Annotated in this window: 27 protein-coding genes and 1 pseudogene; 4 read left to right on the top strand and 24 right to left on the bottom strand. The window is 45.3% G+C overall.

The features are described from left to right. Positions 1 to 492 precede the first annotated feature (492 nt). The 7 genes from ACWYU8_RS21125 to dusA all read right to left on the bottom strand — a co-directional run bounded on the left by ACWYU8_RS21125 (position 493) and on the right by dusA (position 7,494). The gene (locus ACWYU8_RS21125) at positions 493 to 1,272 is read right to left on the bottom strand and encodes a phosphoadenylyl-sulfate reductase (protein ID WP_457521703.1); all 780 of its coding nucleotides are present in this window, start codon (positions 1,270 to 1,272) and stop codon (positions 493 to 495) included. Beyond that, a complete protein-coding gene (gene cysI, locus ACWYU8_RS21120; protein ID WP_457521702.1) occupies positions 1,265 to 3,001 on the bottom strand; it encodes an assimilatory sulfite reductase (NADPH) hemoprotein subunit in 1,737 nt (578 codons plus the stop codon). The genes ACWYU8_RS21125 and cysI overlap by 8 nt, the downstream gene beginning before the upstream one ends. Further along, complete coding sequence (locus tag ACWYU8_RS21115; protein ID WP_457521701.1) at positions 3,001 to 4,875, bottom strand: assimilatory sulfite reductase (NADPH) flavoprotein subunit; 1,875 nt, start codon at positions 4,873 to 4,875, stop codon at positions 3,001 to 3,003. The genes cysI and ACWYU8_RS21115 overlap by 1 nt, the downstream gene beginning before the upstream one ends. A 117-nt stretch (positions 4,876 to 4,992) precedes the next feature. Continuing rightward, positions 4,993 to 5,223, bottom strand: coding sequence for a hypothetical protein (locus ACWYU8_RS21110; protein WP_014233130.1), 231 nt, complete (start codon positions 5,221 to 5,223; stop codon positions 4,993 to 4,995). A 152-nt stretch (positions 5,224 to 5,375) separates the two neighbouring features. After that, complete coding sequence (locus ACWYU8_RS21105) at positions 5,376 to 6,035, bottom strand: TIGR04219 family outer membrane beta-barrel protein (protein WP_457521700.1); 660 nt, start codon at positions 6,033 to 6,035, stop codon at positions 5,376 to 5,378. A gap of 99 nt (positions 6,036 to 6,134) precedes the next feature. Then, positions 6,135 to 6,350 (bottom strand): envelope stress response protein PspG, encoded by a 216-nt coding sequence (pspG, locus tag ACWYU8_RS21100; protein WP_457521699.1) that lies wholly within the window; start codon positions 6,348 to 6,350, stop codon positions 6,135 to 6,137. Positions 6,351 to 6,513: 163 nt separating this feature from the next. Then, a complete protein-coding gene (gene dusA, locus ACWYU8_RS21095) occupies positions 6,514 to 7,494 on the bottom strand; it encodes a tRNA dihydrouridine(20/20a) synthase DusA (RefSeq protein WP_457521698.1) in 981 nt (326 codons plus the stop codon). A gap of 294 nt (positions 7,495 to 7,788) precedes the next feature. Between dusA and zur the strand changes: the two genes are divergently transcribed. Both zur and ACWYU8_RS21085 read left to right on the top strand, forming a co-directional pair. Beyond that, positions 7,789 to 8,247, top strand: coding sequence for a zinc uptake transcriptional repressor Zur (gene zur / locus ACWYU8_RS21090; protein WP_457521707.1), 459 nt, complete (start codon positions 7,789 to 7,791; stop codon positions 8,245 to 8,247). Between the two features lie 15 nt (positions 8,248 to 8,262). Further along, positions 8,263 to 8,724, top strand: coding sequence for a chemotaxis protein CheX (locus tag ACWYU8_RS21085; RefSeq protein WP_457521697.1), 462 nt, complete (start codon positions 8,263 to 8,265; stop codon positions 8,722 to 8,724). A 91-nt stretch (positions 8,725 to 8,815) separates the two neighbouring features. On the opposite strand, the gene pgi is transcribed toward ACWYU8_RS21085, so the two are convergent. Beyond that, positions 8,816 to 10,468 (bottom strand): glucose-6-phosphate isomerase, encoded by a 1,653-nt coding sequence (gene pgi / locus ACWYU8_RS21080; protein WP_457521696.1) that lies wholly within the window; start codon positions 10,466 to 10,468, stop codon positions 8,816 to 8,818. A gap of 306 nt (positions 10,469 to 10,774) precedes the next feature. On the opposite strand from pgi, the pseudogene ACWYU8_RS21075 reads away from it, so the two are divergent. Beyond that, positions 10,775 to 11,195 (top strand): annotated as a pseudogene (locus ACWYU8_RS21075) (secondary thiamine-phosphate synthase enzyme YjbQ). 57 nt (positions 11,196 to 11,252) lie between these two features. Here the strand turns inward: ACWYU8_RS21075 and alr are convergent. Beyond that, positions 11,253 to 12,329, bottom strand: a complete 1,077-nt coding sequence (gene alr, locus ACWYU8_RS21070; protein ID WP_457521706.1) for an alanine racemase — start codon at positions 12,327 to 12,329, stop codon at positions 11,253 to 11,255. Between the two features lie 13 nt (positions 12,330 to 12,342). After that, a complete protein-coding gene (locus ACWYU8_RS21065) occupies positions 12,343 to 13,743 on the bottom strand; it encodes a replicative DNA helicase (RefSeq protein WP_457521695.1) in 1,401 nt (466 codons plus the stop codon). Between the two features lie 319 nt (positions 13,744 to 14,062). Here ACWYU8_RS21065 and ACWYU8_RS21060 point away from each other — a divergent pair, with 319 nt between their 5' ends. After that, a complete protein-coding gene (locus ACWYU8_RS21060; protein ID WP_457521705.1) occupies positions 14,063 to 14,827 on the top strand; it encodes a DUF481 domain-containing protein in 765 nt (254 codons plus the stop codon). 83 nt (positions 14,828 to 14,910) lie between these two features. Here the strand turns inward: ACWYU8_RS21060 and rplI are convergent, their stop codons facing one another. From rplI to pilM, 14 genes are all read right to left on the bottom strand, one after another. Further along, positions 14,911 to 15,363, bottom strand: coding sequence for a 50S ribosomal protein L9 (gene rplI, locus ACWYU8_RS21055; RefSeq protein WP_444496413.1), 453 nt, complete (start codon positions 15,361 to 15,363; stop codon positions 14,911 to 14,913). Positions 15,364 to 15,396: 33 nt separating this feature from the next. Continuing rightward, complete coding sequence (rpsR, locus tag ACWYU8_RS21050) at positions 15,397 to 15,624, bottom strand: 30S ribosomal protein S18 (RefSeq protein ID WP_000090472.1); 228 nt, start codon at positions 15,622 to 15,624, stop codon at positions 15,397 to 15,399. A gap of 16 nt (positions 15,625 to 15,640) precedes the next feature. Continuing rightward, positions 15,641 to 15,943: a primosomal replication protein N gene (gene priB / locus ACWYU8_RS21045; RefSeq protein ID WP_457521694.1), complete on the bottom strand. Its 303-nt coding sequence runs from the start codon at positions 15,941 to 15,943 to the stop codon at positions 15,641 to 15,643. 8 nt (positions 15,944 to 15,951) lie between these two features. After that, positions 15,952 to 16,341 carry a 30S ribosomal protein S6 gene (gene rpsF / locus ACWYU8_RS21040; protein WP_444496415.1) on the bottom strand — a complete coding sequence of 130 codons (390 nt, stop codon included), beginning with the start codon at positions 16,339 to 16,341 and terminating at the stop codon, positions 15,952 to 15,954. Between the two features lie 231 nt (positions 16,342 to 16,572). Further along, a complete protein-coding gene (gene rpe, locus ACWYU8_RS21035) occupies positions 16,573 to 17,244 on the bottom strand; it encodes a ribulose-phosphate 3-epimerase (protein WP_457521693.1) in 672 nt (223 codons plus the stop codon). Positions 17,245 to 17,337: 93 nt separating this feature from the next. Next, on the bottom strand, positions 17,338 to 18,177 hold the full coding sequence (locus tag ACWYU8_RS21030; RefSeq protein WP_457521692.1) for a Dam family site-specific DNA-(adenine-N6)-methyltransferase: 840 nt from the start codon (positions 18,175 to 18,177) through the stop codon (positions 17,338 to 17,340). A gap of 69 nt (positions 18,178 to 18,246) precedes the next feature. Further along, complete coding sequence (locus tag ACWYU8_RS21025; protein ID WP_457521691.1) at positions 18,247 to 19,740, bottom strand: AAA family ATPase; 1,494 nt, start codon at positions 19,738 to 19,740, stop codon at positions 18,247 to 18,249. Positions 19,741 to 19,792: 52 nt separating this feature from the next. Then, entirely contained in the window at positions 19,793 to 20,893 is a 1,101-nt protein-coding gene (aroB, locus tag ACWYU8_RS21020) for a 3-dehydroquinate synthase (protein ID WP_457521690.1), read from the bottom strand. 32 nt (positions 20,894 to 20,925) lie between these two features. Further along, positions 20,926 to 21,444, bottom strand: coding sequence for a shikimate kinase AroK (gene aroK, locus ACWYU8_RS21015; protein ID WP_457521689.1), 519 nt, complete (start codon positions 21,442 to 21,444; stop codon positions 20,926 to 20,928). A 188-nt stretch (positions 21,445 to 21,632) separates the two neighbouring features. Then, positions 21,633 to 23,372: a type IV pilus secretin PilQ gene (locus ACWYU8_RS21010; protein WP_457521688.1), complete on the bottom strand. Its 1,740-nt coding sequence runs from the start codon at positions 23,370 to 23,372 to the stop codon at positions 21,633 to 21,635. Between the two features lie 42 nt (positions 23,373 to 23,414). Continuing rightward, positions 23,415 to 23,930: a pilus assembly protein PilP gene (locus tag ACWYU8_RS21005; RefSeq protein ID WP_457521687.1), complete on the bottom strand. Its 516-nt coding sequence runs from the start codon at positions 23,928 to 23,930 to the stop codon at positions 23,415 to 23,417. Continuing rightward, entirely contained in the window at positions 23,920 to 24,513 is a 594-nt protein-coding gene (locus ACWYU8_RS21000) for a type 4a pilus biogenesis protein PilO (RefSeq protein ID WP_457521685.1), read from the bottom strand. The genes ACWYU8_RS21005 and ACWYU8_RS21000 overlap by 11 nt, the downstream gene beginning before the upstream one ends. After that, positions 24,506 to 25,081: a PilN domain-containing protein gene (locus ACWYU8_RS20995; protein ID WP_457521684.1), complete on the bottom strand. Its 576-nt coding sequence runs from the start codon at positions 25,079 to 25,081 to the stop codon at positions 24,506 to 24,508. The genes ACWYU8_RS21000 and ACWYU8_RS20995 overlap by 8 nt, the downstream gene beginning before the upstream one ends. Continuing rightward, a complete protein-coding gene (gene pilM, locus ACWYU8_RS20990; RefSeq protein ID WP_457521683.1) occupies positions 25,065 to 26,081 on the bottom strand; it encodes a type IV pilus biogenesis protein PilM in 1,017 nt (338 codons plus the stop codon). The genes ACWYU8_RS20995 and pilM overlap by 17 nt, the downstream gene beginning before the upstream one ends. Between the last annotated feature and the right edge of the window lie 117 nt (positions 26,082 to 26,198).

Here is a 26,198-nt window from a genome sequence, read left to right as displayed (position 1 = left end):
TTGATACCGAGGTATCTAATTGGATTATCATCAACGAGTGCCCACACAGATTGATAGGTCTATATTGTTAAAGAGCTAATCTTCTTTGCGATTCACATCACTTCGGAAGAGGCGGCCATTCTAGCGAGATAATTTTCAGTGTCAAACACTTTTTTGCTTTTTATTTTACTTTTTAAAAGTAAAGGCAATTATCTATTTTGCTTTTCTTTATGACCTTGCCAACTTGACTTGAAACCCTTACGAGCTCTGCCCTGTCGACGAGGTGGCATTATAGAGATCGCGCTCACATTGGCAAGCGTTATTTTGCAAAAAATACAAAAACAATGGTTAAACGATGACTTTTCAACCAAAGCCTTATTTATCCAACTTTACCCCTAACAATCGAACAGCTTATCCACAGAGTTATCCCAAAATCAGCCATTTTAATGCGCCTATAAACAAAGAAAGCTGCTTAATAGCAGCTTTCTTTCATTTGGGACTCTATCCCTACATCTATATACCAGAGCCATCTTGCTCAGAACCATCGTCCTCATGAAGGCCACATTCTCGTTTCAATCCAAAGAATCTGGTTTCCTCTTCTGACATTCCTGGCTCCCACTTACGTGTGGTATGAGTATCACCAACAGAGAGGTAACCTTCATCCCATAGTGGATGGTATTTGAGACCATGCTGTTCCAAGTAATAATGAACGTCTTTATTAGTCCAATCTATTACAGGCAAAAACTTAAACACGCCGTTCTGAATAGACAATATAGGTAAACCTGATCGAGATTTACTTTGTTCTCTGCGCAAACCAGAAAACCAAGTACCTACATTCAACTCTTTCAATGCACGACGCATTGGCTCTACTTTATTTATTTTGTTGTACTTCTCAATTCCCTCAACGCCTTGCTCCCATAACTTGCCATAGCGAGCTTCTTGCCATTGAGCACTCTCTTTGGCTTGGTAAACTTTGAGGTTGAGGTTGAGTTGTTCCGTTAACTCATCAATAAAGCGATACGTTTCTGCAAACAGGTATCCGGTATCTGTGAGGATAATTGGGATATCAGGTTTTTCTTGAGTCACAAGATGAAGCATGACTGCAGCTTGGATACCAAAGCTAGACGAAACCGCGAACTCTCCATCTAGGTTTTCCAAAGCCCACTTTACTCGCTCTTGTGCCGACAGCTGTTCAAGTTCGACATTGATTTGAGCAAGACGGAGGATTTGCTCCGTCTTCGTTAATGTCAGTAACTCTGCCAGCTCCGGTTTGGAGGCTACAGAATCAAGCATGCAAATCCCTCTTAGATACTTTGACTTCTTGAATGATCCCAGCGCGGATTGCAAAATCACCAAACCCTTCGCCAGTCTCTCGCTCAGTGGCCCAACGACCTACGAGCTGATCAATCTCTTCTAGTATCTGTTTGTCAGTGATGTTCTCTTTATACATCTTAGGAATACGTGTACCCGCTCGGTTACCACCCAGGTGAAGGTTGTAACGACCCGGCGCTTTACCTACTAAACCAATTTCAGCCAGCATTGCGCGACCACAGCCGTTAGGACAACCAGTAACACGCAAGATAATGTTATCTTCTTTAGGTAAAGCGTGTTTCTCAAGGATACCTTCTACATCAGTAACAAACTGAGGTAGGAAACGTTCAGCTTCTGCCATTGCAAGCGGACAAGTTGGGAACGCCACACATGCCATTGAGTTTTTACGCTGTTCACTGACGCTATCGTCCATTAGGCCGTGTTCACGAGCGAGCTTCTCGATTAGCTCTTTTTGATCAGCCGGTACACCTGCAACAATCAGGTTTTGGTTTGCTGTCATGCGGAAATCACCTTTGTGAATTTTCGCGATTTCAGCAACACCCGTTTTGAGTGGTTTGCCTGGGTAATCCAACAAGCGGCCATTTTCGATAAACAAGGCTAAGTGGAACTTACCATCAATGCCTTCTACCCAACCGATTCGGTCACCACGCTCAGTAAACTCGTATGGGCGGCTTGCTTCAAACTGAACGCCAGCACGTCTTTCTACTTCAGCTTTAAAGACATCAATACCAACACGATCAAGCGTGTATTTGGTTTTTGCGTTTTTACGGTTTGAACGGTTACCCCAGTCACGCTGAGTCGTTACTACTGCTGCTGCAACTTCAAGTGTCTTTTCTAGTGGAACAAAACCAAAGTCATCTGCACGGCGAGCGTAAGTTGAGGTGTCACCATGCGTCATTGCCAGGCCACCGCCAACAAGTACGTTGAAACCAACCAGCTTGCCGTTGTCTGCGATCGCAACGAAGTTCAGGTCGTTAGCGTGTACATCCACATCATTTTGCGGTGGGATCACAACGGTCGTTTTGAACTTACGCGGTAAGTAATTTTTACCCAGAATAGGCTCGTCTTCTTCTGTTGATTCGACTTTCTCACCGTCTAACCAGATTTCTGCATACGCGCGGGTTTTTGGTAGAAGATGCTCACTGATCTTCTTCGCCCATTCGTACGCTTCTTGGTGTAACTCAGACTCTACTGGGTTCGTGGTACACAGTACGTTACGGTTAACATCACCCGCTGTTGCGATTGAATCAATACCAATGCTGTTCAGCGTTTGGTGCATCAACTTGATGTTTGGCTTCAGCACGCCGTGGAACTGGAACGTTTGACGAGTGGTCAGACGGATACTTCCGTATAGCGAGTGCTCGGTAGCAAATTTATCAATCGCCAACCATTGTGTCGGCGTGATAATACCGCCAGGCATACGAGCACGCAGCATCACGTTATGTAGAGGCTCAAGCTTTTGCTTTGCGCGCTCGTTACGGATATCGCGATCATCTTGCTGATACATGCCGTGGAAACGAATCAACTGGAAGTTGTCTGCGGTAAAACCGCCAGTAATGCGATCCTGTAGGTCTTGTTCAATTGTGCCGCGTAATAAGTTACTTTCTCTTTTCAGACGCTCGTTATCAGATAGCGGTCCTAGCTCTTCGCCTAATACAACCTGCTTGTTATTTTCAGTAGAAAAAGTCATTAGTACACATCCCTCTGATAACGTTTCGCTTTACGTAAGTCATTAATAAATTGTTCTGCTTCATCGCGAGCCAGTTTACCTTCTTGCTCAGCAACAATGACAAGTGCGTCATGAACATCTTTCGCCATGCGAGTTGCATCACCACATACGTAGATGTAAGCACCATCTTGGATCCACTGCCATACTTGCGCCGCGTTTTCCAGAATACGATGTTGCACGTAGACCTTTTCAACTTGGTCACGGCTAAAGGCAACATCCAAACGATTCAACGCACCAGACTTAAGGTATTTTTGCCATTCAACTTGGTACAAGAAGTCTTGTGTGAACGTACGGTCACCAAAGAACAACCAGTTTTTGCCTTCTGCATCGCGATTTTCTCGCTCTTGAATAAAGCTACGGAATGGCGCGATACCCGTACCAGGGCCAACCATGATGATTGGTGTGTTATCATCTTCTGGCAGTTTAAAGTTGTTGTTGTGCTCAACAAACACTTTCACTTCACCGCCTTCTTCCAGACGCTGTGCCAAGAAGCCAGACGCGCCACCGAAACGTTTTTCGTCATTGTGATCGTACTCGACCAAACCAACGGTCAAATGCACTTCTTCATCGACTTCAGCTTGGCTAGAGGCAATGGAGTACAGACGAGGAGTAAGACGACGAAGTAGGCCAACCAGTTCATCAGCCGTTAGCTTTGTCTTCTTCTCTGCTAGTACATCAACGATTTGAGTGTTGGCTGCGTACTCACGAAGCTTGTCTTTATCTTCGACCAGCTTTTGTAGCTTCTTACTACCAGACAGCTCTGCAAACTTTGTCACCAGCTGTGGGTTAGACGTCGTGATTTCGTATTTACTTACTAGAGCGCTATGGATTGAAAGACTCTCACCATCGACTTCTACCGTTTCAACACCAGACAGGCCAACTTTACCCAGAATCGCGTTAGCAAGTTCAGAGCTGTTTTCATACCACACACCCAGAGCATCACCTGGTTGGTAAGTCAGACCCGAACCATCCAAATCGATCTCGATATGGCGGACGTCTTTGCCTGAATCACGGCCAGTGATCTTTTGACTGGTCAGTAGTGTCGCTGTGTAAGGGTTCTGCTTATTGTATTGGGAATGCGCCGCTGCTGCTTGTCCAACAGGAAGTTGAACTACTTGAGCTTCGCTACCCGAAGAGAGCGTCTCTTTTACTTTCTCAAGAGCACTCTTACGCCACTCTGCTGCAGGCGCATCGTAGTCAACATCACAGTCGATACGGTCAATAAAAGACTTCGCACCCAACTTTGATAGGTAGGTATCGAAATCTTTACCTGTCTGGCAGAAGAACTCATAGCTAGAGTCGCCAAGCGCGATAACACCATACTGCAGGTTAGGCAGCTTAGGTGCTTTCTTCGATTGCAGGAACTCGTGCAGCTCGATAGCATTATCTGGCGCTTCGCCTTCACCATTGGTAGACGCTACGAAGATGACGTGCGTTTCTTTGGTTAGGTTTTTGCCTTTGTAGTCGCTGGCATCAAACAGCTCAACTGCAATTCCATCTGCTTTTGCTTCTTGCTCTAAAGCTTCAGCAACACCTTTGGCATTACCGGTTTGAGAAGCATAAATAATACTCAGTTTACCTGCTGGCTTTGCTGATACCGCAGCTGCAGCTTGCGTAATTGGTGTCGCAGCTGCACTTGGTTGGTTTTGCGCTAAACCCCAAAAGTAACCACTGACCCATGCAAGTTGTTGTGAAGACAACCCAGAGACAGTGTTTTGGAGTGAATTAAATTGTTGGTCATTCAGCGGGCTAACGATTGGAGGTACTCCTCCTTGCCCGTTATTATCATCAGACACATTATTATTGTGTGAATACTCATTCTTTTGAAAAGACATTATCACGACATCCCTATTCATTGCGTGACGATAGAGTACCCACTCTCCTTAATAACAAGAAAGAATAGAAGTGAATGTTTTATAACTTTTTGGAAGTTAGAACGGCTTACTTTTTGCTCAGCGATCTTCAATGCGGACCTGCTGAAAGCCTACAGCCATTGCCGATTTTGATGCTGCATCCAAATCTTCATAAAGACATTCTTCACCATGGTTATCTGTCAGAAACACGAATCCCCCCCTGGCATGCCTGAACTCAACGACCCAACCACCCTCTTGGATAGACGGTTCGATAATGGCTTCCACAAGCTGGTTTTCACGAAATAGATGTCTTAATTCATTTATTGTCATCGCTATCCCTGCTCCAACTTTATACATTGATCCTAGATAAGCATGGTCTAACTGGGGAAAATAGGGAGAAAATTTCGATTACATATAATGAAGAGGTATAAAAAAACGCCGCTTATAACGCGACGTCTTAAGAAAAGTGGGGTAACGCCAATTTAGAAAGAGTACTCAGCCCCCAAGAAGAAGCCATCAGCGAAAATATAATCCTTGCCCAGGTCCGACATAAACTGATCCGATTCCAGATCAATCACTCGATAGCCGCCGCGAAATGCCAGCTGGTTCTCTTGTAAAGGCAATTTGTATTGAATACCCGCCATTAGATCTGTGCTTTTAATTCCTTTGTTGTCACCAAAGTTCATTTCACCAATTACATCGAAGTTAGTATTTGGAACCGTTATTTCCGCGTAGCCATACCAAGCCCAAATCAGATCATCAAAGTCTTCAGTGCGAGAGGAGGTATCTGCATCAATGTACTTCGTGTCGCTTAAATTACTCAGAGTAATCCCAGCATCAAAGTGCAGTAAATCATGCTCTAAAATTTGGTAATACAATGTCAAATCGAGCTTATCGAACCCCATGTAATCAGCATCAACACTGGAATAACGCAAACGCGCATTGGGTACGTATTTGATGTCATGATCAAGCACCACATAGAAACTGCCAGTTGTACTGCTATCTCGTCTTACTTCGTTAACTTTTGTGTCTGCTGCCCATACTTCCGCCCCCACTTTTGTGGAAACAGAAGGCTCTGCAAAAATAGGAAAAGAGACGGCCAACGATAATGCCGTTAAAGCGATGCTCGCTTTTTTTGTCATGAAGGGGGTACTCCGAGATAGCTGATATTCAACAATAAGGGTATGAGAGGAAATATACCATATACTCACACCCCTCCATCAACTAAATCTCGAAAACATCTATTTATAACGAGGTTGGGAAACGACGTTTTTAAAAAACCAGATACCTAATGCGATAACAATCAGCCAAGGTAATAGTTTAAGTACAGCGCCCACCATACCTAGTAAAAACATCACAACCAAGCCAATACCTGCTGCCGCAAACACCGTCATCATCGTCAGGCCTGTTACTAATAGCGTCGCCGCAAATACTAAAATAAAGATCAGCTCTAACATAATTACTTCTCCATATGTTTTTACTGAACTAGAGCAGTTTCCGTACCAACTTACAGAGACACACGTAATGCATTGATCTTTAATAAAAAACAAAGCCAGACATTTAGAATACGTCTGGCTTTGCATCTGCTAACTGGCGATTATCACCAACCTGTGGTGAATTTTACACATTCAGTTCTTTAGGGATTTTAGCGAGTGCATCTTGCAGCACTTCTAGGCCTGAGCCCGGCTTATGTGCATTTTCACTGATGTGACGACGCCACTGACGAGCACCCGGCATGTTTTGGAATAACCCCAACATATGACGCGTGATATGCCCAAGGTACGCACCTTTTGCGAGTTGCGCTTCAATGTATGGGTACATCTCTTCTACAATCTCACTGCGCTTTTTCACTGCCGCATTCGAACCAAACAACTGTTGGTCTACCGACGCAAGGATGTATGGACTTTGGTAAGCCTCGCGGCCAATCATTACCCCATCAAGATGCTGCAGATGTTCTTTCGTTTCTTCTAACGATTTTACGCCACCATTAATGGCGATGGTCAAATGAGAGAAGTCCTTCTTCAATTGATATGCACGAGGATAATCCAGTGGTGGGATTTCACGGTTTTCTTTCGGGCTTAGTCCACTTAACCAAGCTTTACGTGCGTGAATAGTGAACTGCTCACAACCACCTATCTCTGACACGATAGAAACAAAGTCTGTCAGAAACTCGTAAGAGTCTTGATCATCAATACCGATACGAGTCTTCACTGTCACAGGGATATCAACCACCTCTTTCATTGCCTTCACACAATCTGCAACCAGCTGAGGTTCCGCCATTAAACATGCGCCAAAGCGACCGTTTTGCACACGGTCAGATGGGCAACCTACGTTCAGGTTGATCTCGTCGTAGCCACGCTCCTCGGCAAGTTTGGCACACTTGGCTAAATCTTCTGGATTTGAACCACCCAGTTGAAGCGCTAACGGATGCTCCTCTTCGTTATAAGCGAGGAAATCTCCTTTCCCATGAATGATCGCGCCTGTGGTCACCATTTCAGTGTACAGCAGGGTTTCTTTGGTCATTAAGCGATGGAAGTAGCGACAATGACGATCAGTCCAATCCAACATTGGAGCTACAGAGAGCCTGCAAGAATGAGTCATGATTTCAACACCCGTTTTTATGTTACCAAGGTTGAGCGCAGCAATACGCTCAAAAAATAAGTCGGGTATTGTATACCCACAGCCCAGCGGATGCGAGTATTGTCAGCCCGTCAAATACAAGTGATCACTAAAACAATTTGACTACCGTTATCTCATTCTGTGATGACAATTACGTATTCATTTGATCACCAATAGGCTTTATTTCATGATTTTCGTGGTGATAGTGGTTAAAATGAAGCATCTCTAAACGAAGATCGTATAGAAGTAATTGATAATAGAGTGCGTCCAATAGTTATGGTGAAACGTTTGAACCCGACAATCATTGAACAAGTTGAAAGTATCTGCGCTGAGCGTGGTGTAAGGTTGACTCCTCAACGCAGACGTGTGTTTGAACTCATCTGTTCGAATCGAAGTGCATCAAGTGCGTATGAGCTATTGGAGCAACTAAAAGAGAGTGAGCCTCAGGCTAAACCTCCGACCGTTTATCGGGCGTTAGATTTTCTCCTCGAGCAAGGCTTTATCCACCGAGTGGAATCAACCAATAGTTTTATAACTTGTTGTTCTTTCAATAATCAGCAACACTTTTTTCAATTATTAATCTGTGATAAATGTGGTGATGTCGTTGAACTCGAAGACGAGAGTTTGATGGCCTTATTAGCAAAGAATGCTGAGAAGCATGGATTCAAACTAACCAATCAAGTCATTGAAACACATGGTGAATGCGAGGCCTGTTCCTCTGAAACAAAAGAATAAGTATAGAAGACCTATATGCGCGCTGAATTTGTAAACCCGTTTTTAGCTTCTTTAATGAATGTGCTAAAAACCATGGCTTCTATGGACATGAAGCCACAAAAGCCTCGAATTAAAAAAGATGAAGTCGCTCGAGGAGATGTTTCAGGCCTGATTGGTATGATTGGCCCTCAGACACGTGGCTCGATGTCGATCACTTTTGATGAAGCGCTAGCACTTGAAATCATGCAAAATATGCTGGGTGAGCGCCCTAACGGGATCAATGAAGAAGTCACTGACATGGTTGGTGAAATCACTAACATGGTGACTGGCGGGGCAAAGCGAATTCTTGCTGAGAGTGGGTTTGATTTTGATATGGCGACGCCAGTAGTCGTCTCGGGCCGAGGTCATACAATTCGCCACAAGTGTGAAGGCTCGATCATCATCATGCCTTTCGCCTCTCAATGGGGAAATGCCTTTATCGAGATTTGCTTCGAATAGAATTGCTACTGATTGATGTTCACGAGTCAGGTCAATTCAAGGGATACAAAAAAGGTCAGCATCTGCTGACCTTTCTTTTTCTAATCACACATTATGCTTTGAAAGCTTTAAATGCGTTGATCAGACCATTGGTAGAGCTGTCGTGAGAACTGATTTGAGATTCATCAGCCAGCTCAGGCAGGATTTGGTTTGCTAGTTGTTTACCTAGCTCAACACCCCACTGGTCAAAGCTGAAGATGTTCCAGATAACGCCTTGTACGAAGATCTTGTGTTCGTACATCGCGATCAGGTTACCTAGCGTACGAGGTGTGATTTGCTTAACTAAGATTGAGTTAGTTGGGCGGTTACCTTCAAACACTTTGAATGGTGCAATTGCCGCTACTTCTTCTGCATTTTTACCAGATAGTACCAACTCTTCTTTTACTGTCTCTACACACTTACCAAACGCAAGCGCTTCGGTTTGAGCAAAGAAGTTCGACATCAGTTTCTGATGATGATCGCTCGCAGGGTTGTGGCTGATTGCTGGAGCAATGAAGTCACATGGGATCAGCTTAGTACCTTGGTGAATTAGCTGGTAGAACGCGTGCTGACCGTTGGTTCCTGGTTCACCCCAGATGATTGGGCCAGTTTGGTAAGTCACAGCATTACCGTCACGGTCAACGTACTTACCGTTTGACTCCATGTTACCTTGCTGGAAGTACGCAGCGAAACGGTGCATGTACTGATCGTAAGGTAGGATAGCTTCAGACTCTGCGCCGTGGAAGTTGTTGTACCAAATACCGATAAGCGCCAGGATCACTGGGATGTTGCTTTCCAGATCTGTTGAGACAAAGTGCTTGTCCATCTCATGCGCGCCATCAAGTAGCTCAACGAAGTTGTCGAAGCCAACGGCTAGTGCAATTGAAAGACCGATTGCAGACCATAATGAGTAACGACCACCAACCCAATCCCAGAATTCGAACATGTTATCCGTGTCGATACCGAACTCAGATACCGCCGAAGCATTCGTTGAAAGCGCAGCGAAGTGCTTAGCTACGTGTGCTTGGTCGCCTGCCGTTTCAAGGAACCAATCGCGAGCAGAATGCGCGTTAGTCATGGTTTCTTGAGTGGTGAATGTTTTAGAAGCGATCAGGAATAGTGTTGTTTCAGGATCGACCTTCTTCAGTGTTTCTACGATGTGGGTACCATCAACGTTAGACACAAAGTGAAGGTTTAGGTGGTTTTTGTATGGTGCCAGTGCTTCCGTCACCATGTAAGGACCAAGGTCAGAACCACCGATACCGATGTTTACGATATCAGTAATCGCTTTACCAGTGTAACCTTTCCATTCACCGCCGATGACGCGCTCAGTGAAAGACTTAATTTTTTCCAGAACAGCATTTACAGCTGGCATTACGTCTTCGCCATCAACCATTACAGGTGTGTTAGTGCGGTTACGTAGTGCAGTGTGAAGAACAGCGCGACCTTCTGTTTGGTTGATCGCTTCACCACTGAACATCGCTTCAATTGCAGATTTCAGCTCAGTCTCTTTAGCAAGAGAGAGCAGGTGCTTCAGAGTTTCCTCGTTAATGAGGTTCTTTGAGTAGTCGACTAGGATGTCTGAGCCGAAACGTGCAGAGTATTTGTCAAAACGAGCTGCGTCTTGAGCAAATAGCTCTTTAAGATCCATATCTTGTGCAGATTCGAAATGCGCCGTTAACGCTTTCCAAGCTTGTGTTTGCGTTGGATTGATATTTTTCAACATGGTCTTTATCCCGATGTTACAGTAGGTTCCATTCCTTACAGTCTAGCGAAAACTGTGGAATCCCCGATTTAGCAAAAATAATTTAAATGTAGATGTTTGGGCGTTTTGCCACAAAACAAGTCTTTGTAATTTTTTTTCAGACAACAATTATGACCGAGAGCATTTACCCTCACATTGAGTTAGGTCACGTTAGCTTCCCTGAATTTGAACAATTCATTCATAGGTATAGAATAATATCATCAAGTAATGACAGGCTCTAATTGGATTAGAATAGACGCCAAATAAGAAATGTCCAAAGGAACGCGTATGTGGACGCAAAAAACACTCAATTTAAAAGCAAGAAGTCGCGGTTTTCACCTGATTACTGATGAAATTGAACAACAAATACCGCAAATAAGTGCTCTTTCAGTAGGTTTGTTACACCTTTTTATTCAGCATACCTCTGCGAGTCTGACCTTGAATGAGAACGCTGATCCCACCGTTCGTATGGATATGGAAGCGCATTTCAATAAGTATGTTCCTGAGCGCGCTTCTTATTACCAGCATACTTATGAGGGTGATAAGGGACATGCCTGCCCATATTAAAGCATCACTACTTGGCAGCAGTGTGACGATTCCAATTCAGAATGGTCGCTTGGCGTTAGGAACATGGCAGGGCATTTACTTAGGTGAACACCGAGATTTTGGTGGCAGCCGTCGCATCATCGCGACGATAAATGGTGAATAAAAAATAGGGGCTAACGCATTCGTTAGCCCCTATTCTTGAATTGGTATTATCCGGAAGTTACTTTGAATATTCCATTTCGACACGCGGCGTAAGTTTGGTTACTAACTCATACGCGATAGTGCCAATGTGGCTCGCGACTTCTTCTACAGGTAACTCCTTACCCCAAAGAATCGCTTCATCACTGACTTTATCTATGGCGTCAGGGCCAAGATCTACGGTCAGCATATCCATCGATACCCGACCTGCGATTGGTACTTTACGTCCGTTGACCCATACCGGGGTACCGTTTGGCGCACTTCTTGGGTAGCCATCACCATAGCCAACCGCAATCACGCCTATTTTTGTATCACGCTCGCTGGTCCAGATGCCGCCGTAGCCCACGCTCTCACCTTTTTTCACTTCACGTACCGCGATCAGATGAGATTTAAGAGTCATGACAGGCTCGTAGCCTAATTCTTGCGCCGTGTTATGACTAAACGGAGATACGCCATACATGATGATACCAGGACGAACCCAATCGAGCTGACTTTGAGGCCACGCCAGTAATCCTGCCGATGCAGCAAGCGAGCGTTCACCTTGGTAGCCTGCTGTCAGTGACAGAAACAGCTCTATCTGTTGCGGTGTGATATTGCTGTTCAATTCGTCCGCACAGCCGAAGTGGCTCATGTAGCGCAGTGGCTTAGCCACATTCGGGCAGTCTTTTAGTCGCGCAACCAACTCTTCATATTGCTCTGGACGTACGCCCAGACGATGCATTCCGCTATCAATTTTAAGCCACACCACCACGGGCGTTTCTAGCTCAGCTTGCTCAAGCGCCACCAACTGTTCTTCGCAGTGCACCACGGTCTGGATGTTATTGGTCACCAAGACGGGTAAATCACCAGGCGAATAAAAACCTTCTAACAACAAGATCGGCTTCACCACACCACAAGCTCGTAGCTGCAGAGCTTCTTCAATGCGTGCAACACCAAAAGCATCAGCATCCCCGGCATGTTTCGCTACTTGACGCAGACCATGACCATAACCGTTGGCTTTTACTACAGCCATCACTTTACTGTCAGGTGCTTGTGCTTTAACACGGCGTAAATTGTGTTGTAGCGCAGACAGATCAATGCACGCCTTCGCGGCTTTCATGTAGCTCATGGTATTACTCATCATCAATGTCGAATGCAGGACCCGCGTAATTGTCAAAGCGCGAATGCTGGCCTTGGAATGTCAAACGTACCGAACCAATCGGACCGTTACGCTGCTTACCGATGATAATTTCTGCCGTGCCTTTATATGCGCTGTCGGGGTGATAAACCTCGTCACGGTAAATAAACATGATCAAGTCGGCATCTTGCTCGATAGAGCCCGATTCACGCAAGTCCGAGTTAACCGGGCGTTTATCCGCACGCTGCTCCAAAGAACGGTTTAGCTGTGATAGTGCCACGACAGGAACATTCAATTCTTTGGCGAGTGCTTTTAATGAGCGGGAGATCTCGGCGATTTCCAGCGTACGGTTATCCGTTAACGAAGGAACTCGCATCAACTGAAGGTAGTCGACCATGATCATTGATAATCCACCATGTTCGCGTGCAACACGACGAGCACGAGAACGTACTTCGGTAGGCGTTAAGCCAGAGCTGTCATCAATGTACATGTTTTTCTTCTGCATCAGGATACCCATGGTAGAAGAAATACGCGCCCAGTCTTCATCATCCAATTGACCGGTACGGATTTTGGTTTGGTCAACACGCGACAAGGAAGCCAGCATACGCATCATCAACTGTTCCGCAGGCATCTCTAATGAGAAGATCAACACCGGTTTATCCTGCTGCATCGCCGCGTTTTCACACAAGTTCATCGCAAAAGTGGTTTTACCCATAGATGGACGTGCCGCGACAATAACTAAATCAGAACCTTGTAGGCCTGCGGTTTTCTTGTTGAGATCGGTAAAGCCAGTGTCGACACCTGTTACACCATCCTGCGGTGTTTTGTATAACAGCTCAATTCGCTCGAGAGTTTTTTCCAGAATATTGTCTACGTTTTGTGGGCCTTCGTTTTCACTGGTGCGTGACTCAGCAATCGCGAACACTTTACTCTCAGCCAAGTCGATCAGGTCTTCAGAACTGCGCCCCTGAGGATCGTAACCGGCATCGGCAATTTCATTCGCCACACCAATCAAACCACGGACGATTGCTCGCTCTGCCACGATATCCGCATAGGCGTTAATGTTGGCCGCACTTGGTGTGTTTTTTGCCAAATCGGCCAAGTAAGCAAAACCACCCACATCTTCTAGTTGCTCGCGGCGCTCGAGATATTCCGACAAGGTGATAAGGTCGAGTGGTTTCCCCGCTTCCAGAATGGTTTTCGTACCTTCAAAAATCAAACGGTGTGGGCGGCTATAGAAATCACTGGCGACAACGCGCTCAGCAACGGTATCCCAACGTTCATTGTCCAGTAAGAGACCACCAATCACTGATTGTTCAGCTTCCAGTGAATGAGGTGGTACTTTGATTGCGTCGACCTGAATGTCTGAAGGTTTGCGATTTCTGTTTTCCGCCATGACTTTACTCAATAACTACGAATGACCCAGGATTATAACCTTAACCTCACTGAGATGCTTCTCTGAAGAGAAAATTACTTGTTAAGAATCAGAATGCAGACGAAAGACAAAAATTTTATTCTCTAGCTCGCCAGATAATTCAGGTAATAAGATAACCGCCTACTTTATCGAACTTTTTCTGCCTGTTTGGTCGTAAATAGCAGCCATTTTGTTGGCGAAGTGAATCCAACTGGCTCTAATTAAATTTAACCTACCATTGACCAAAGCGAGCAACTGTATCAGTATCATGCACCTCCTATTAATGACGTTCGAGGTTTATGTGTCCCGATACTGGTTACTAAGCATGAGCATACTGTGCATGGGAGCATCGTACGCTGATGAATCAGTACAACCAGAGCAAGACATTGATGTGCCTGATCCACTACAAACAGAAGTAGAATTTGGCTATCAAGCTCACACAGGTAACACGGACTCTCGTTCCCTGAATGCTCGTTTGAGTGCTGAATATATATCTGGTCGACATCGTTCCTATGGGGAGTGGAAATTCTACAACCTATACAAAGACGGTGAAGAAGATAAACGTTCTTCTACTTACGCAATGCAGAGCGACTACAAATTAGGCCCTAAAACCTATTTGTATAGCAGCTTTAAAGGCGTAGATTCACGCTACAGCGCGTACTTTAAAGATTACACCCTTTCTGGCGGTCTGGGTTACCAGTTCGCTTATACAGAAGATTTCGTTTTAGAAGTCGAGGTCGGTCCTGGTTATCGTTACCAAGAGCCGAACTTAGATGAGATAGACGACGATGATATTGTTTTTCCGGACATCGTCCGTGAAGGCATTTTTCGTGGCAACCTCAACACCACATGGCACATGTTGGACAATTTAAGTCTGGCGGCAGACATTACGCTGGTTTCTGGTCAGAGTAACACCAGTATGGATAGTGAACTGAGTGCCACTAATGCCATCACTGAAGATATCGCGTTAAAGCTGACTCACTCTCGTCAGTATCACGACAAAGTACCGGAAGGGTTAAGCAAAGCGGACAGTGTTTTCTCTGTTAACCTGCTTTTTGTTTTCTAATACCACGAAAATCTTCTTTGAATTTCAGCCAAAAAAAAGCACCTCCGAAGAGGTGCTTTTTTATATTTCGTCTTGATACTGAATTACTCAGCAGCAACAACCTGTACGTTCACAGTTGCGAAAACTTCAGAGTGAAGTTGAACGCTGATCTCGAACTCACCAGTTGTACGTAGTGCACCTTCAGGAAGGCGAACTTCGCTCTTAGCAACTTCAACGCCTGCAGCTGTGATAGCGTCAGCGATGTCACGAGTACCGATAGAACCGAATAGTTTGCCTTCGTCACCAGCTTTAGAAGCGATAACAACTGCTTCTAGAGCGTTAACTTTCTCAGCGCGAGCTTCTGCAGCAGTTAGTTGCTCAGCAACTTTAGCTTCTAGTTCAGCACGACGTGCTTCGAACATTTCAACGTTGCCTTTAGTAGCCATAACTGCTTTACCCTGAGGGATAAGGAAGTTACGAGCGTAACCAGATTTAACGTTAACTGTATCGCCAAGACCACCTAGGTTACCGATTTTATCAAGTAGAATAACTTGCATTGCTTAATCCTCTTTCTTAATAAACGGAACCGATTACTGATGCTTGTCAGTGTACGGTAGTAGAGCTAGGTAGCGTGAACGCTTGATAGCACGTGCTAGTTGACGCTGGTACTTAGCGCTTGTACCAGTGATACGGCTAGGTACGATTTTACCAGCTTCAGTGATGTAGTTTTTAAGAGTTGCTACGTCTTTGTAATCAATCTCTTGTACGCCTTCTGCAGTGAAACGGCAGAATTTGCGACGACGGAAGAAACGAGCCATGGGCTATCTCCTGATCTTAAATTTGAGTAATAATGTCGGCATGTAACACTAATTTCCCAACGCCATTTCGGCCGGTCTGATAAGCAACAAATCCACTTACCTTAATGTTACTGCCTTGTACTAAATTCTGAGTTTGTGTTTGTGACCTAAGCCCGCTGATCACTACCGGCATACGACAATAAACTTGTCTCGGTAAATCAGCTTCGATAATAGTAGAGCGATGCTCCAGCCAAAATCGACAGTGTTCAATCCCACCAGGGCTTTTACTACGAATGGGCGGTTTGGCAATGGTGCCGCTCAGCTCCATTCGGTTGGTCATAACAAGACTTACTCAGCAGCTTCTGATTTAGCTTCAGGCTTAGCTTCAGAACGCTCTTCACGACGTGGAGCACGCTCTTCTCTTTGCTTAAGCATGATAGATTGCTCAGTGATCGCTGCTTTAGTACGCATGATCATGTTACGTAGAACTGCATCGTTGAAACGGAAAGCAGTTTCTAGCTCATCAATTACAGCTTGGTCAGCTTCAACGTTCATAAGAACGTAGTGAGCTTTGTGAAGCTTGTTGATTGGGTAAGCCAGTTGACGACGACCCCAGTCTTCTAGACGGTGGATTTTACCGCCAGCTTCAGTGATAGAACCAGTGTAACGCTCGATCATGCCAGCAACTTGCTCGCTTTGATCTGGGTGCACCATGAATACGATTTCGTAATGACGCATGGGTTGCTCCTTACGGATTATTCAGCTTCCACAATTGGCTCAGTCGTCCAGAGGAAGCAAGGAACTAAAGATAATTGACTGAGTTTTAAGGAGCCCGAATAGTACAGAAAGGACGCAAAATAGGCAAGTGATTATTTGCTCAGCGCAACGGATATTTTATTTCCGCCAATCCCAGAAACAACAAAGGCTGCCACTCAAATGACAGCCTTGCAAATCAGCAGGTTAAATTGCTTATCTTACCTGTGATAGCTCTTCACGCATTTGATCGATAACCGCTTGGTAATCTGGCTGACCAAAAATAGCTGAACCCGCAACAAACATGTCTGCGCCCGCTTCAGCAATTTCACGAATATTGTCCACTTTAACGCCACCATCGATTTCCAGACGAATGTCACGGCCTGATTCATCGATCATTTTGCGTACAGCACGCAATTTATCCATCGTATGCGGAATGAAAGACTGACCACCAAAGCCTGGGTTTACTGACATCAGCAGAATCATATCGATTTTATCCATGATGAACTCAAGGCTCGCTAACGGCGTTGCCGGGTTTAGTACCACACCAGCTTTACAGCCATGCTCTTTAATTAGCTGTAGAGTGCGATCTACATGCTCAGACGCTTCAACGTGGAAAGTGATCATCGAGGCACCTGCTTTAGCAAAGTCAGGAATGATGCGGTCAACTGGCTTCACCATAAGGTGAACATCGATTGGCGCAGTGATACCGTAGTCACGTAGCGCTTTACACACTGGCGCACCAAAAGTCAGGTTTGGCACGTAGTGGTTATCCATAACATCAAAATGCACCACGTCCGCTCCCGCAGCGAGTACTTTTTCAACATCTTCACCTAGACGAGCAAAATCTGCGGATAATATCGATGGAGCAATAAGAAAATCTTTCATACCTGACCTCAGTAGTGACGAGCAAACCAATTTGCGCGCAATTCTACCGAAGCCAGTGGGGAGATCCACTATTTAGAGAAAATAGTGTGACAGCTATGAAACAACGTTATCTGAATCCGGTACTTTAAAAAGTGCCAGCAGTTCATCGACTTTGTTACGGCCACTACCATTGCGACTAATGGTGCGCTTCACTTTTACTACGCTCAAATCCGCACCATGGTATAAACGGCGTGTGAGTGTCGTATCGTGGTTTGAAATCAGAACCGGAATACCGCGCTCTGTAGCGGTTTTTTCCGCGATATCAGCCAATGCCGCCTGATCATCGAGCGTAAACCCGTTACCTGCATACGAGGTGAAATTCGCCGTATTTGACAGCGGTGCATACGGTGGATCGCAGTAGACCACACTGCCTTTACGAGCACGACGAAATGTCTCCGGATACCCCTCACACACAAAAGTAGCCTTCTTGGCTTTCTCTGCGAAGAACTCCAGTTCCGCTTCTGGGAAGTAAGGCTTTTTGTATGACCCAAACGGTACATTGAAACCGCCTTTTTTGTTGTAGCGGCACAGGCCGTTAAAACCAAAACGGTTCATATATAAGAATGCCAGAGAGCGATACATCACATCATCAGTATTATTAAACTGTGAGCGAATACTCAGGTAAGCTTCTTTACGATTATTCTCTGCGACAAACCAACGCTTTGCTTCAGAGATATACTCTTCCGGGCTCTCTTTAAGCAAGTTGTAGAGATTGATTAAATCTGGGTTGATGTCCGCCAGTAAATACTGATCGTAGTCGGTATTAAGGAAAACAGAGCCAGCGCCAACAAAAGGTTCAACTAGCTTTCGAGCCGGCGGTAAATGACGTTGGATGTCTTCAACCAGTCCGTATTTTCCTCCTGCCCACTTTAGAAAGGCTCGTTGCTTTTTCATCTACTGCTCTATCTATCGCCCCAAAATTAAGGTTGCGGAATGTAACATATTTTTCGAGGAAGCTCAGGTTTATTTCACACGATCGATTTCGCGCTGAACCTGACCTAATGATTTTGCCCACGGGCTGAAAGACTTAAGTGCGTCTGGTAACGCTTCAATCGCATCGCGAGCGTCTTGAATCGTTGGGTAATCACGGTAAGTAATAATATACCATTCCGTTCCACTCCGAACCGTCGGATAGATACGAACTTTGTTATTCAGCTGATGCTGATCAAGGAATACTTGTACATCTTCCATCGAGGTCATCGCGCCAAGTTGCAAGGTATAGGATCTTGGTGATAACGCTTTCAGTTCTTCCCGTGCAAATGAAAACTTCACTACGGGCTTACTCGCGAGGGTTTGTGATTCCGTACTGTTTGCAGAAGCAGTATCTGGCTTGGTGACTTTGATCAACGACGAGCTTGCCTCTCCTTGAGCTGGAGATACAGTTTCTTCTACTGCTGAGCTGCTTTCACTATCCGATGTCTCGTCCTTTCCTTTTAACAAAGCGTCAACGACATCCGATTCAATCACGACACGCTTATGCTTGTCATCAATACCAACACTCGCCACTTCATCCGTCACAGATGGAGGTAATGAGTCAGAATCGTCACTTGCTCCTGCGGCACCTGAACCTGTTGAGCCACCAGTCACTGAAGTCAATCTGGAATCACTTCCTGAATTATTCAAAGTCGGGATAGCGGTTTGCTCTGATTCGCCAGTAATCTTCTGTGTTTTATCATCAGGACTTGTTTGACTGAACATCCACCAATAACCACCACCGAGCAGCAATAACAGCACCAAAACCACCAGCGCAATATTGAGTGGTTTTCCAACAATTGAGCGGATAATGATCCGTTTTTCCACTTTCATATCTCCTAATGCCATGATGTCACCCGGGATCGGAGCGACTTTTTTAAATGCATCCAGAACTCGCTTTTCTGAGCCATCTGCCACATATCGAGCGACCAAAGACTCAAAGAAGCGACGCGCTTCTGCTTCAGATAGCATATCGATATCTAACTCAACAGGCTTTAACTCTTGCCCGTAGCTAATACGCGATAATAACCTTTCTAACCGACCAGATGGCGTGAACAGTAAAACGTTGATAACCCAATTTAGCTTTTCTTGCGCCTGTAACACCAGCCCCCATAATTCAGAAAGCAAGGTTTCACTCAACAACTGTGCATCATCGACCACGAGAACGATATCACAAGGTTCGTCACCCAATATACGCTCCAGCGTATCGACTAAAGGCTCTTGTTGATTAAACAACGCACCTGAAACTAATTGGCTCAGAATGAGAATACGATGCTGAAGATCATCTTGATTTCTATGACAAAGTAACAAACATTGGTTCTTGTTACTGGCACCCACTTCAAGATATCGCTGCGCTAACCAAGATTTTCCATATCCATCATCGCCATTAATGACGATCAGATTAGAACCAAAGTGGGTTAACAGTCTCAGTCGTTCTAACAATTCAGTTTGAGAATCTAACTCCAGACCCTGGGCAGCACTCATCTAATAATCTTACATCCACAAAAGAATGACGCCCAAAGGCGCCATTGCAAGGTTAAATATTCCGACCAAAATCGATAGCTTGCTTAAGCACATCCTGCGTCGTATCAGCGATGACTTCCGCCGTACCGATACCAGTAGGTAGGACTAATCTTAGCTGACCAGAAAGGACTTTTTTGTCACGCATCATGTGCTTGATAAAATCATCAAAACTCATGCTATCTGGAGTATGTACTGGCAATTTAGCGCGGCGTAAAAGAGCCACGATACGTTCAAACTGCTCCTCAGAGATGAGGCCACGCAGATGAGAGGTTTTAGCCGCCATCACTGTACCAGATGACACGGCCTCGCCATGCAGCCAGTTACCATAACCGAGCTCAGCTTCAATCGCGTGGCCAAAGGTGTGCCCCAGGTTTAACAACGCGCGAATTCCAGACTCTTTCTCATCCTGAGCAACCACTTCAGCTTTAATCTGGCAGCAACGGGCAATGGCATAAGTCAGAGCTTCTTCGTCCAGCGCGTAAAGACGGTCTAAGTTTTCTTCCAGCCAAGTAAAGAAGTCAGCGTCATAAATGATGCCGTACTTGATAACTTCGGCAATACCAGCCGCAAACTCTCGTTCAGGTAGAGTCGACAAACAGTTGGTGTCGATGATCACTGCTTTAGGTTGGTAAAAAGCACCAATCATGTTTTTACCCAATGGGTGATTCACCGCTGTTTTACCACCAACAGAAGAGTCCACTTGAGACAATAAGGTCGTCGGAATCTGAATAAAGTCGACGCCACGCTGATAACACGCGGAAGCGAAACCAACCAAGTCACCAATAACACCACCGCCGAGTGCAATGATAACCACATCACGAGCATAACTTCCTTCTAGCAGAAAGTTCATCACTTGGTTAAATACATCCAAGTTTTTGTATTGCTCGCCATCAGGCAGTTCTAATAACGATGCGCTGCATCCGAGCTGATCGAGTTGATTAAGAATCTTGGCTGCATACAACGGAGCTACCGTGACATTACTGATCACAACAACTTTTTGCTTTGCATTCTTGCTTGAGAGAACTTGAGAAAGGTACGCCGGGTCCTCAAATAACCCGGCGCCTATAGAGATTGGGTAACTACGCTCTGCTAGATTGACCGTAATCCGTTCCATCGGTGTGCTCCAATTTTAAAAAAGATAAAAACTTATCTCTCTTCTAGCATTTTTACGATCTGATTGGCTACCACTTTTGCACTCTGATCGTCGGTGCGAACAGTGTAATCCGCTACTTCTTCATATAGAGGATTACGTTCTTTAGCTAATTGCTCCAATACTTCACGAGGATGATCCGTTTGAAGTAGAGGACGCTTCTTGTCACGGTTAGTACGTGCAAGTTGCTTTTCAATTGTCGTTTCAAGGTAGACAACAATACCGCGTGCAGAAAGGCGATTACGGTTTTCTTTGCTCTTCACAGAGCCACCGCCAGTTGCGAGCACGATACCTTGCTCAAGAGTCAGGTCTTCAAGCACCGCTTCTTCACGCTTGCGGAAGCCTTCTTCACCTTCTACATCAAAAACCCAAGAGATGTCTGCACCAGTGCGTTCTTCGATCACTGTATCGGAGTCTACAAACTCCATATGCAGTTGCTGTGCTAGATGTCTACCAATTGTACTTTTGCCGGCGCCCATTGGGCCAACAAGGAAAATATTACGTTTCTCAGCCATGTTTAGCAGTAATTTACAACATTGATTCAATAAGATCGCCACAAGAAAACACAGCTAAGCCGCTGTTCTACAAGGCTTGTGGCACCAATTCCTCACAGATAATTCGTGATAAGACCCGAAATTATCCAAGCATGGTGCCACTAATGCAACTTTATTTTTGATCTAATCGTCTTTTTGCTCGCATATCGCTATTGAATAACAACCTTTGGAGTGACAAAAATGAGCAGTTCACTTTTACCAACATTCTCATAACTTCTGCGGAAAAGTGCCCCCAACAATGGCAAATCCCCCAACAAAGGGACTTTGTCGACTGAGTTAGTAATGCTGTGCTGGAAAATACCACCGAGTACGACTGTCTCACCGTTGTTAACTAAGACTTGAGTACCAATTCGCTGTGTATCTATCGCGACCGCTTCACCTGTGCCCGTTTTCACCACTTGACCCGGACGGTCCTGAGTAACACTTAAATCCAGAACCAAACGGTTGTCAGGAGTTATCTGTGGCGTGACTTTTAAACTCAGGACCGCTTTTTTGAAGGTTATCGCTGTCGCACCACTCGATGATGATTCGAGATAAGGTATTTCAGTACCCTGTTCTATATACGCTGGCTTTTTATTGGTCGTAATTAAACGGGGGCTGGAGATAATCTCGGCTTTTGACTCCTGCTGCAGTGCAGACAGTTCCAGATCAAGTAAGGTATCACTCCCTAGTTTAGCGACCTGAAAAGCAATGCTGGTTGCACTCGGATTGGTGGCAGCCAGATTCACATTGAGGAAATCATCGATACCAACACTGCTTCCGTCACCACCATCCCCCTCACCTTCATAAAGACCGATCGTTGCCAGGTTATTTTCGATAGAACCGCCAACCGTATGACTGCCGTTGATTGAAGAGAATCCCCAACGAACACCTAACTCATCCATATTTCCTTCACGAATGGTGACAATGCGTGCCTCGATCTGCACCTGCTTAACCGGAATATCAAGTGACTCAACAATGTCTCGTATAATGTGAATGTTTTCTGGCAATTCTCGAATCAACAACGAGTTGGTCCGCTCATCAATGGTCATACTGCCACGCTCAGACAGCATGCTGATATTGCCCTCACCATTAATCATTTCCGCAATTTCGGACGCTTTGGCAAAATTCACTTGGATGATTTCTGACGACAGCTCACCCATCTCCTCTTCGAGCTTTTGTTTCTCTAACTGTTGTTTCTCTCGAAGATCAAGTTCGTCCGTTGGCGCGACAAGAATAACATTGCCATCGACACGCTTATCCAGCCCTTTCACTTGCAGAATAATGTCCAGAACCTGTTGCCAAGGAACGCCATCAAGACGCAGAGTCAGGTTGCCTTCCACAGAGTCTGATACCACCAGATTGAACTGGTTGTAGTCCGCGATGAGCTGTAAGACGTTGCGCACAGGGATATCCTGGAAATTAATTGAAATCAGCTTCCCTTCTTTCTCCAAAATGCTCTGATCCGGGACCTTCTCGTTTGGCTTGAGTTTGTTCACTGTGATTTCAAGGAAGCGTCCTGTCAGACGGTAATCATGAGTGTAGTCCTCACTGATATACGCAACCAAACGTGTGGTTGAAATGTCACGAAAGACTTCAACACTTTCCACTACGGTTGAAAAATCTTTCACATCAAGCAGGTATAGCTGATCATCTGTCACTGAGGTGTTTAGCAAGTCAATGCTTAACCCTTCCTGCACACGTTTTATATCGACTATCGCAGCGGGTGAAGTGAGCTCAACAACAATCACAGCATCTTTTTCTTTATTGGTGCGAAAGTCGATGCTCTTCAGAGCATTAGATGACACATCTTCTGCCGCAGCCAAAGGGGCTAAAAATAAAAGCAACCATAAGGATAATAGCCCAGTTAGCATCCTCGGTGTACGTGTTAATCCTTGTCTCATGTTCATTACTCAATATCAAAAATAAATGCCGGTTTATTTAGGGTCTGTTTACCTCAACGCCAGCTTAACTTTACGTTTTTGCCAGCACCCTAAACCGTCAGGTAGGGTTTCATTGATCAGTAAATAGGAGTGGGTAACCTGAATAACTTTTCCGTTGTTTCGTCCCAGGTACTGCCCTGGGGCCACTTTGTATACCGTACCGTTCGGGGCTTGTACTAAACCAGAAACAGTACTGCCAACTCCCATCACTCCTTTCAGGCGTAATTGGCCTAACGGGAAGCGCTCGAGTTTGCCAGAACGCGCTCTGGCGGGTGGCTGCCAACAATCCGTCCTCGCAATCGGCTGAGTCGCGATAGTCGCTTCTCGAGGCAGTTCGAAAGGTGCGCGCATTACTTTCGGATCATAGGTGACCGCGATGTAATCATCGGCTGGCTTAAGTTTCTCTACATCGCGCCTGGCCTGATTTTCGATATCACGAATGTAGTCAGTCAGCGAATCGTCATTAGCCTGACATCCCACCAGCAATGAACCGATCAAAACCAGCAGCAAAGATTTATTTTTCATCTTTCTTTTCCTCTGGTTTGAACTGGTAAGTGTTCGCTCTTACACGAAAGTGCAATGTTTCACTTTCTTGACTGACGCGCTGCCAAGTCACATCTTTAAACGTGATAATGCGGGGCAAGGTAGCAATCGCTTGAGAGAAGCGGCCAATATCGTGAAAATCACCGGTCAACTCGATGTTAAGTGGCAAGCGATATAAGAAATGCTCAGACTGCTTTTCTCCCCAGTCAATTCGCGTAAAAGTTAACTTGTTATCGATACCCAGCTCATTCACTGATGCCAACATCGTCGCTAATTCTTTCTGAGCAGGCAGTTGCTGCAATAGCAACTCATAGCGCGTTGTCAGTTCATCTAACTGGGATTGAAGTTGAGGCAATGCCGCGACCTTATTCGCTTTGATCCTCAACGCAACTTTCAATGTTTCCTCTTGTTGGATCAGTTCATTCAAACGTTCTCCTTTAGGTACCAAATAGAACCAGTAACCAAGTCCCTGGAGCAGGAAAACTAACAAACCGATGGTGATCAACTGAGGAAGCAAAGGCCACTCAGCGATTTCATCCATTTCCAGATCTTGCCAATTAACCATGCTGGCCTCCCTCCACCGGATCTACCGCCTTGAATATGAAGGAGACCTTAAAGGTCTGAAACTCTTTGCCAAAACGCGCTTTACCATGAACGATGGAGTGCATTTCCACGTCCAGTAGTTTTGCCGAGCGCTCCATGTTATCAAGCATGGTTGCCAGACGAGGCGTGCTATCAGAAATGCCTGAAATTTCAATTTCCAGATCGTTCATTTCGATTTTGTCGACATACACGCCTTCGGGAATGGTGGAAGGCATCAGGTTCATAAATTCGGTCGTTTTATTGCGTCCATTTTGTAACCCTTCAACCACCTTCAGACGCTCTAAGATCTTGCTGTGCTCTTGCTCTGCAATTTTCATTGCTTCAATACGTTGATCGAGCTCAGCGATATAATGAGTGAGGTAATCAAGCCTCGCTTGCTGCTGGTCTTGCTGGTATTCATAGAACTTGCCGATGCTCCACTGGGCACCTACCGCGACAAACAAACCTAAAACGATCAGTCCGATGAAGCGACGGCGATGTTCTTCCCTTTGATTATCCCGCCAGGGCAATAGGTTAATGCGATATAACACGTTGACCTCCTAACCATTGAATACCTCGTACCGCCAGCCCCGCTGCAGTAGAAAAGTGATGCAAATCAGCCGACTGCCGCTTACGTTTAGAAACGCTCATTTCAAACAGTCCTAGTGGGTTGAGTAATTCGCACTCCAACGACAATTGCTGAGATAGCTCTGCTGCCAGCATTGGCGTTGCGGCTCCGTCACCAGACAACCAGATGCCTTTGATATTTTGCGAACCATTAATGGAGGTGTAGAGCTGTACCTGTCGCTTCACACGCTCGACCATCTGACGGTTAAATTGATTGGTTTTTGTCTGCTCTTCTCCGAGCTGAAGGTTTTCCTGAGCAGAGGTCATAATAGACCCCGTCCCACAGGCAAACTCTTTGTGAAACAATTCACCTTGTTCGGTAAACATGGTAAACGAGCTCGACTGCGAGCCGATGTCCAGCAATCCGTATTTGATCTTATCCGGGAAACGCTCCGCCGCGAGCTTCCATGTCTGACCTAAACTTTGCGAATGGACGTCTACAAGGACAGGTTTAAGGCCAGATTTACGCAGTGCGTCAACGCGACTCTCGACGACATCTTTACGGGTAGCAAACACCTGATAACTGTCTGCCCCTCGTAATCCTTCCTCTGCGTTAAGTCGGACAAAATCAAGGCTAAGCTCTTCAACAGGAAAAGGAGACTGGTGAGAGAATGCCTGTACTACCGCGTACTCAACCTCGTTTTCTTCGATGTTTTTTTCAATGTGTAATTTCTTGCTTATTACTGCATTGTCAGGCACCGAAATTGCCACTTTTCTCGCCCCAAAAGGGAGCTCTTTTTTTATCTGCTTTAGGGTATTTACAATTTCTTGATGATTTATGGTGTTATTTTCAGCGACAATACCCTCCTTTAGTAAGATTTCTTTGTAACCCAATAAAGCGTATTGCTCGCCATTGGGTTTTAGTACTACGGCTTTGAGGCTGTTATGGCCAATATCTATGCCGGTAACGATTAGCTTATCCATCTCTACTCTCGCTCCGAATTTTATTCGCGCAAAGGTTGTTATTAGTACCCAAATAAGAGTTAATATCTCTATGTGCTAAATTTTTGACCTAAGAGTACAAGGGTTTGCCGTTACACA

Source organism: Vibrio limimangrovi, assembly GCF_054064025.1.
Note: the sequence above shows the minus strand (reverse complement) of the source record. Positions and strands in the feature narration are given on the sequence as shown.

Excerpts from the sequence above, each read along its gene's own strand:
- ACWYU8_RS21125 (WP_457521703.1), bottom strand. The coding sequence starts at position 1,272 with ATGCTTGATTCTGTAGCCTCCAAACCGGAGCTGGCAGAGTTACTGACA.
- cysI (WP_457521702.1), bottom strand. The coding sequence starts at position 3,001 with ATGACTTTTTCTACTGAAAATAACAAGCAGGTTGTATTAGGCGAAGAG.
- ACWYU8_RS21115 (WP_457521701.1), bottom strand. The coding sequence starts at position 4,875 with ATGTCTTTTCAAAAGAATGAGTATTCACACAATAATAATGTGTCTGAT.
- ACWYU8_RS21110 (WP_014233130.1), bottom strand. The coding sequence starts at position 5,223 with ATGACAATAAATGAATTAAGACATCTATTTCGTGAAAACCAGCTTGTG.
- ACWYU8_RS21105 (WP_457521700.1), bottom strand. The coding sequence starts at position 6,035 with ATGACAAAAAAAGCGAGCATCGCTTTAACGGCATTATCGTTGGCCGTC.
- pspG (WP_457521699.1), bottom strand. The coding sequence starts at position 6,350 with ATGTTAGAGCTGATCTTTATTTTAGTATTTGCGGCGACGCTATTAGTA.
- dusA (WP_457521698.1), bottom strand. The coding sequence starts at position 7,494 with ATGACTCATTCTTGCAGGCTCTCTGTAGCTCCAATGTTGGATTGGACT.
- zur (WP_457521707.1), top strand. The coding sequence starts at position 7,789 with ATGGTGAAACGTTTGAACCCGACAATCATTGAACAAGTTGAAAGTATC.
- ACWYU8_RS21085 (WP_457521697.1), top strand. The coding sequence starts at position 8,263 with ATGCGCGCTGAATTTGTAAACCCGTTTTTAGCTTCTTTAATGAATGTG.
- pgi (WP_457521696.1), bottom strand. The coding sequence starts at position 10,468 with ATGTTGAAAAATATCAATCCAACGCAAACACAAGCTTGGAAAGCGTTA.
- alr (WP_457521706.1), bottom strand. The coding sequence starts at position 12,329 with ATGAAAGCCGCGAAGGCGTGCATTGATCTGTCTGCGCTACAACACAAT.
- ACWYU8_RS21065 (WP_457521695.1), bottom strand. The coding sequence starts at position 13,743 with ATGGCGGAAAACAGAAATCGCAAACCTTCAGACATTCAGGTCGACGCA.
- rplI (WP_444496413.1), bottom strand. The coding sequence starts at position 15,363 with ATGCAAGTTATTCTACTTGATAAAATCGGTAACCTAGGTGGTCTTGGC.
- rpsR (WP_000090472.1), bottom strand. The coding sequence starts at position 15,624 with ATGGCTCGTTTCTTCCGTCGTCGCAAATTCTGCCGTTTCACTGCAGAA.
- priB (WP_457521694.1), bottom strand. The coding sequence starts at position 15,943 with ATGACCAACCGAATGGAGCTGAGCGGCACCATTGCCAAACCGCCCATT.
- rpsF (WP_444496415.1), bottom strand. The coding sequence starts at position 16,341 with ATGCGTCATTACGAAATCGTATTCATGGTGCACCCAGATCAAAGCGAG.
- rpe (WP_457521693.1), bottom strand. The coding sequence starts at position 17,244 with ATGAAAGATTTTCTTATTGCTCCATCGATATTATCCGCAGATTTTGCT.
- ACWYU8_RS21030 (WP_457521692.1), bottom strand. The coding sequence starts at position 18,177 with ATGAAAAAGCAACGAGCCTTTCTAAAGTGGGCAGGAGGAAAATACGGA.
- ACWYU8_RS21025 (WP_457521691.1), bottom strand. The coding sequence starts at position 19,740 with ATGAGTGCTGCCCAGGGTCTGGAGTTAGATTCTCAAACTGAATTGTTA.
- aroB (WP_457521690.1), bottom strand. The coding sequence starts at position 20,893 with ATGGAACGGATTACGGTCAATCTAGCAGAGCGTAGTTACCCAATCTCT.
- aroK (WP_457521689.1), bottom strand. The coding sequence starts at position 21,444 with ATGGCTGAGAAACGTAATATTTTCCTTGTTGGCCCAATGGGCGCCGGC.
- ACWYU8_RS21010 (WP_457521688.1), bottom strand. The coding sequence starts at position 23,372 with ATGAACATGAGACAAGGATTAACACGTACACCGAGGATGCTAACTGGG.
- ACWYU8_RS21005 (WP_457521687.1), bottom strand. The coding sequence starts at position 23,930 with ATGAAAAATAAATCTTTGCTGCTGGTTTTGATCGGTTCATTGCTGGTG.
- ACWYU8_RS21000 (WP_457521685.1), bottom strand. The coding sequence starts at position 24,513 with ATGGTTAATTGGCAAGATCTGGAAATGGATGAAATCGCTGAGTGGCCT.
- pilM (WP_457521683.1), bottom strand. The coding sequence starts at position 26,081 with ATGGATAAGCTAATCGTTACCGGCATAGATATTGGCCATAACAGCCTC.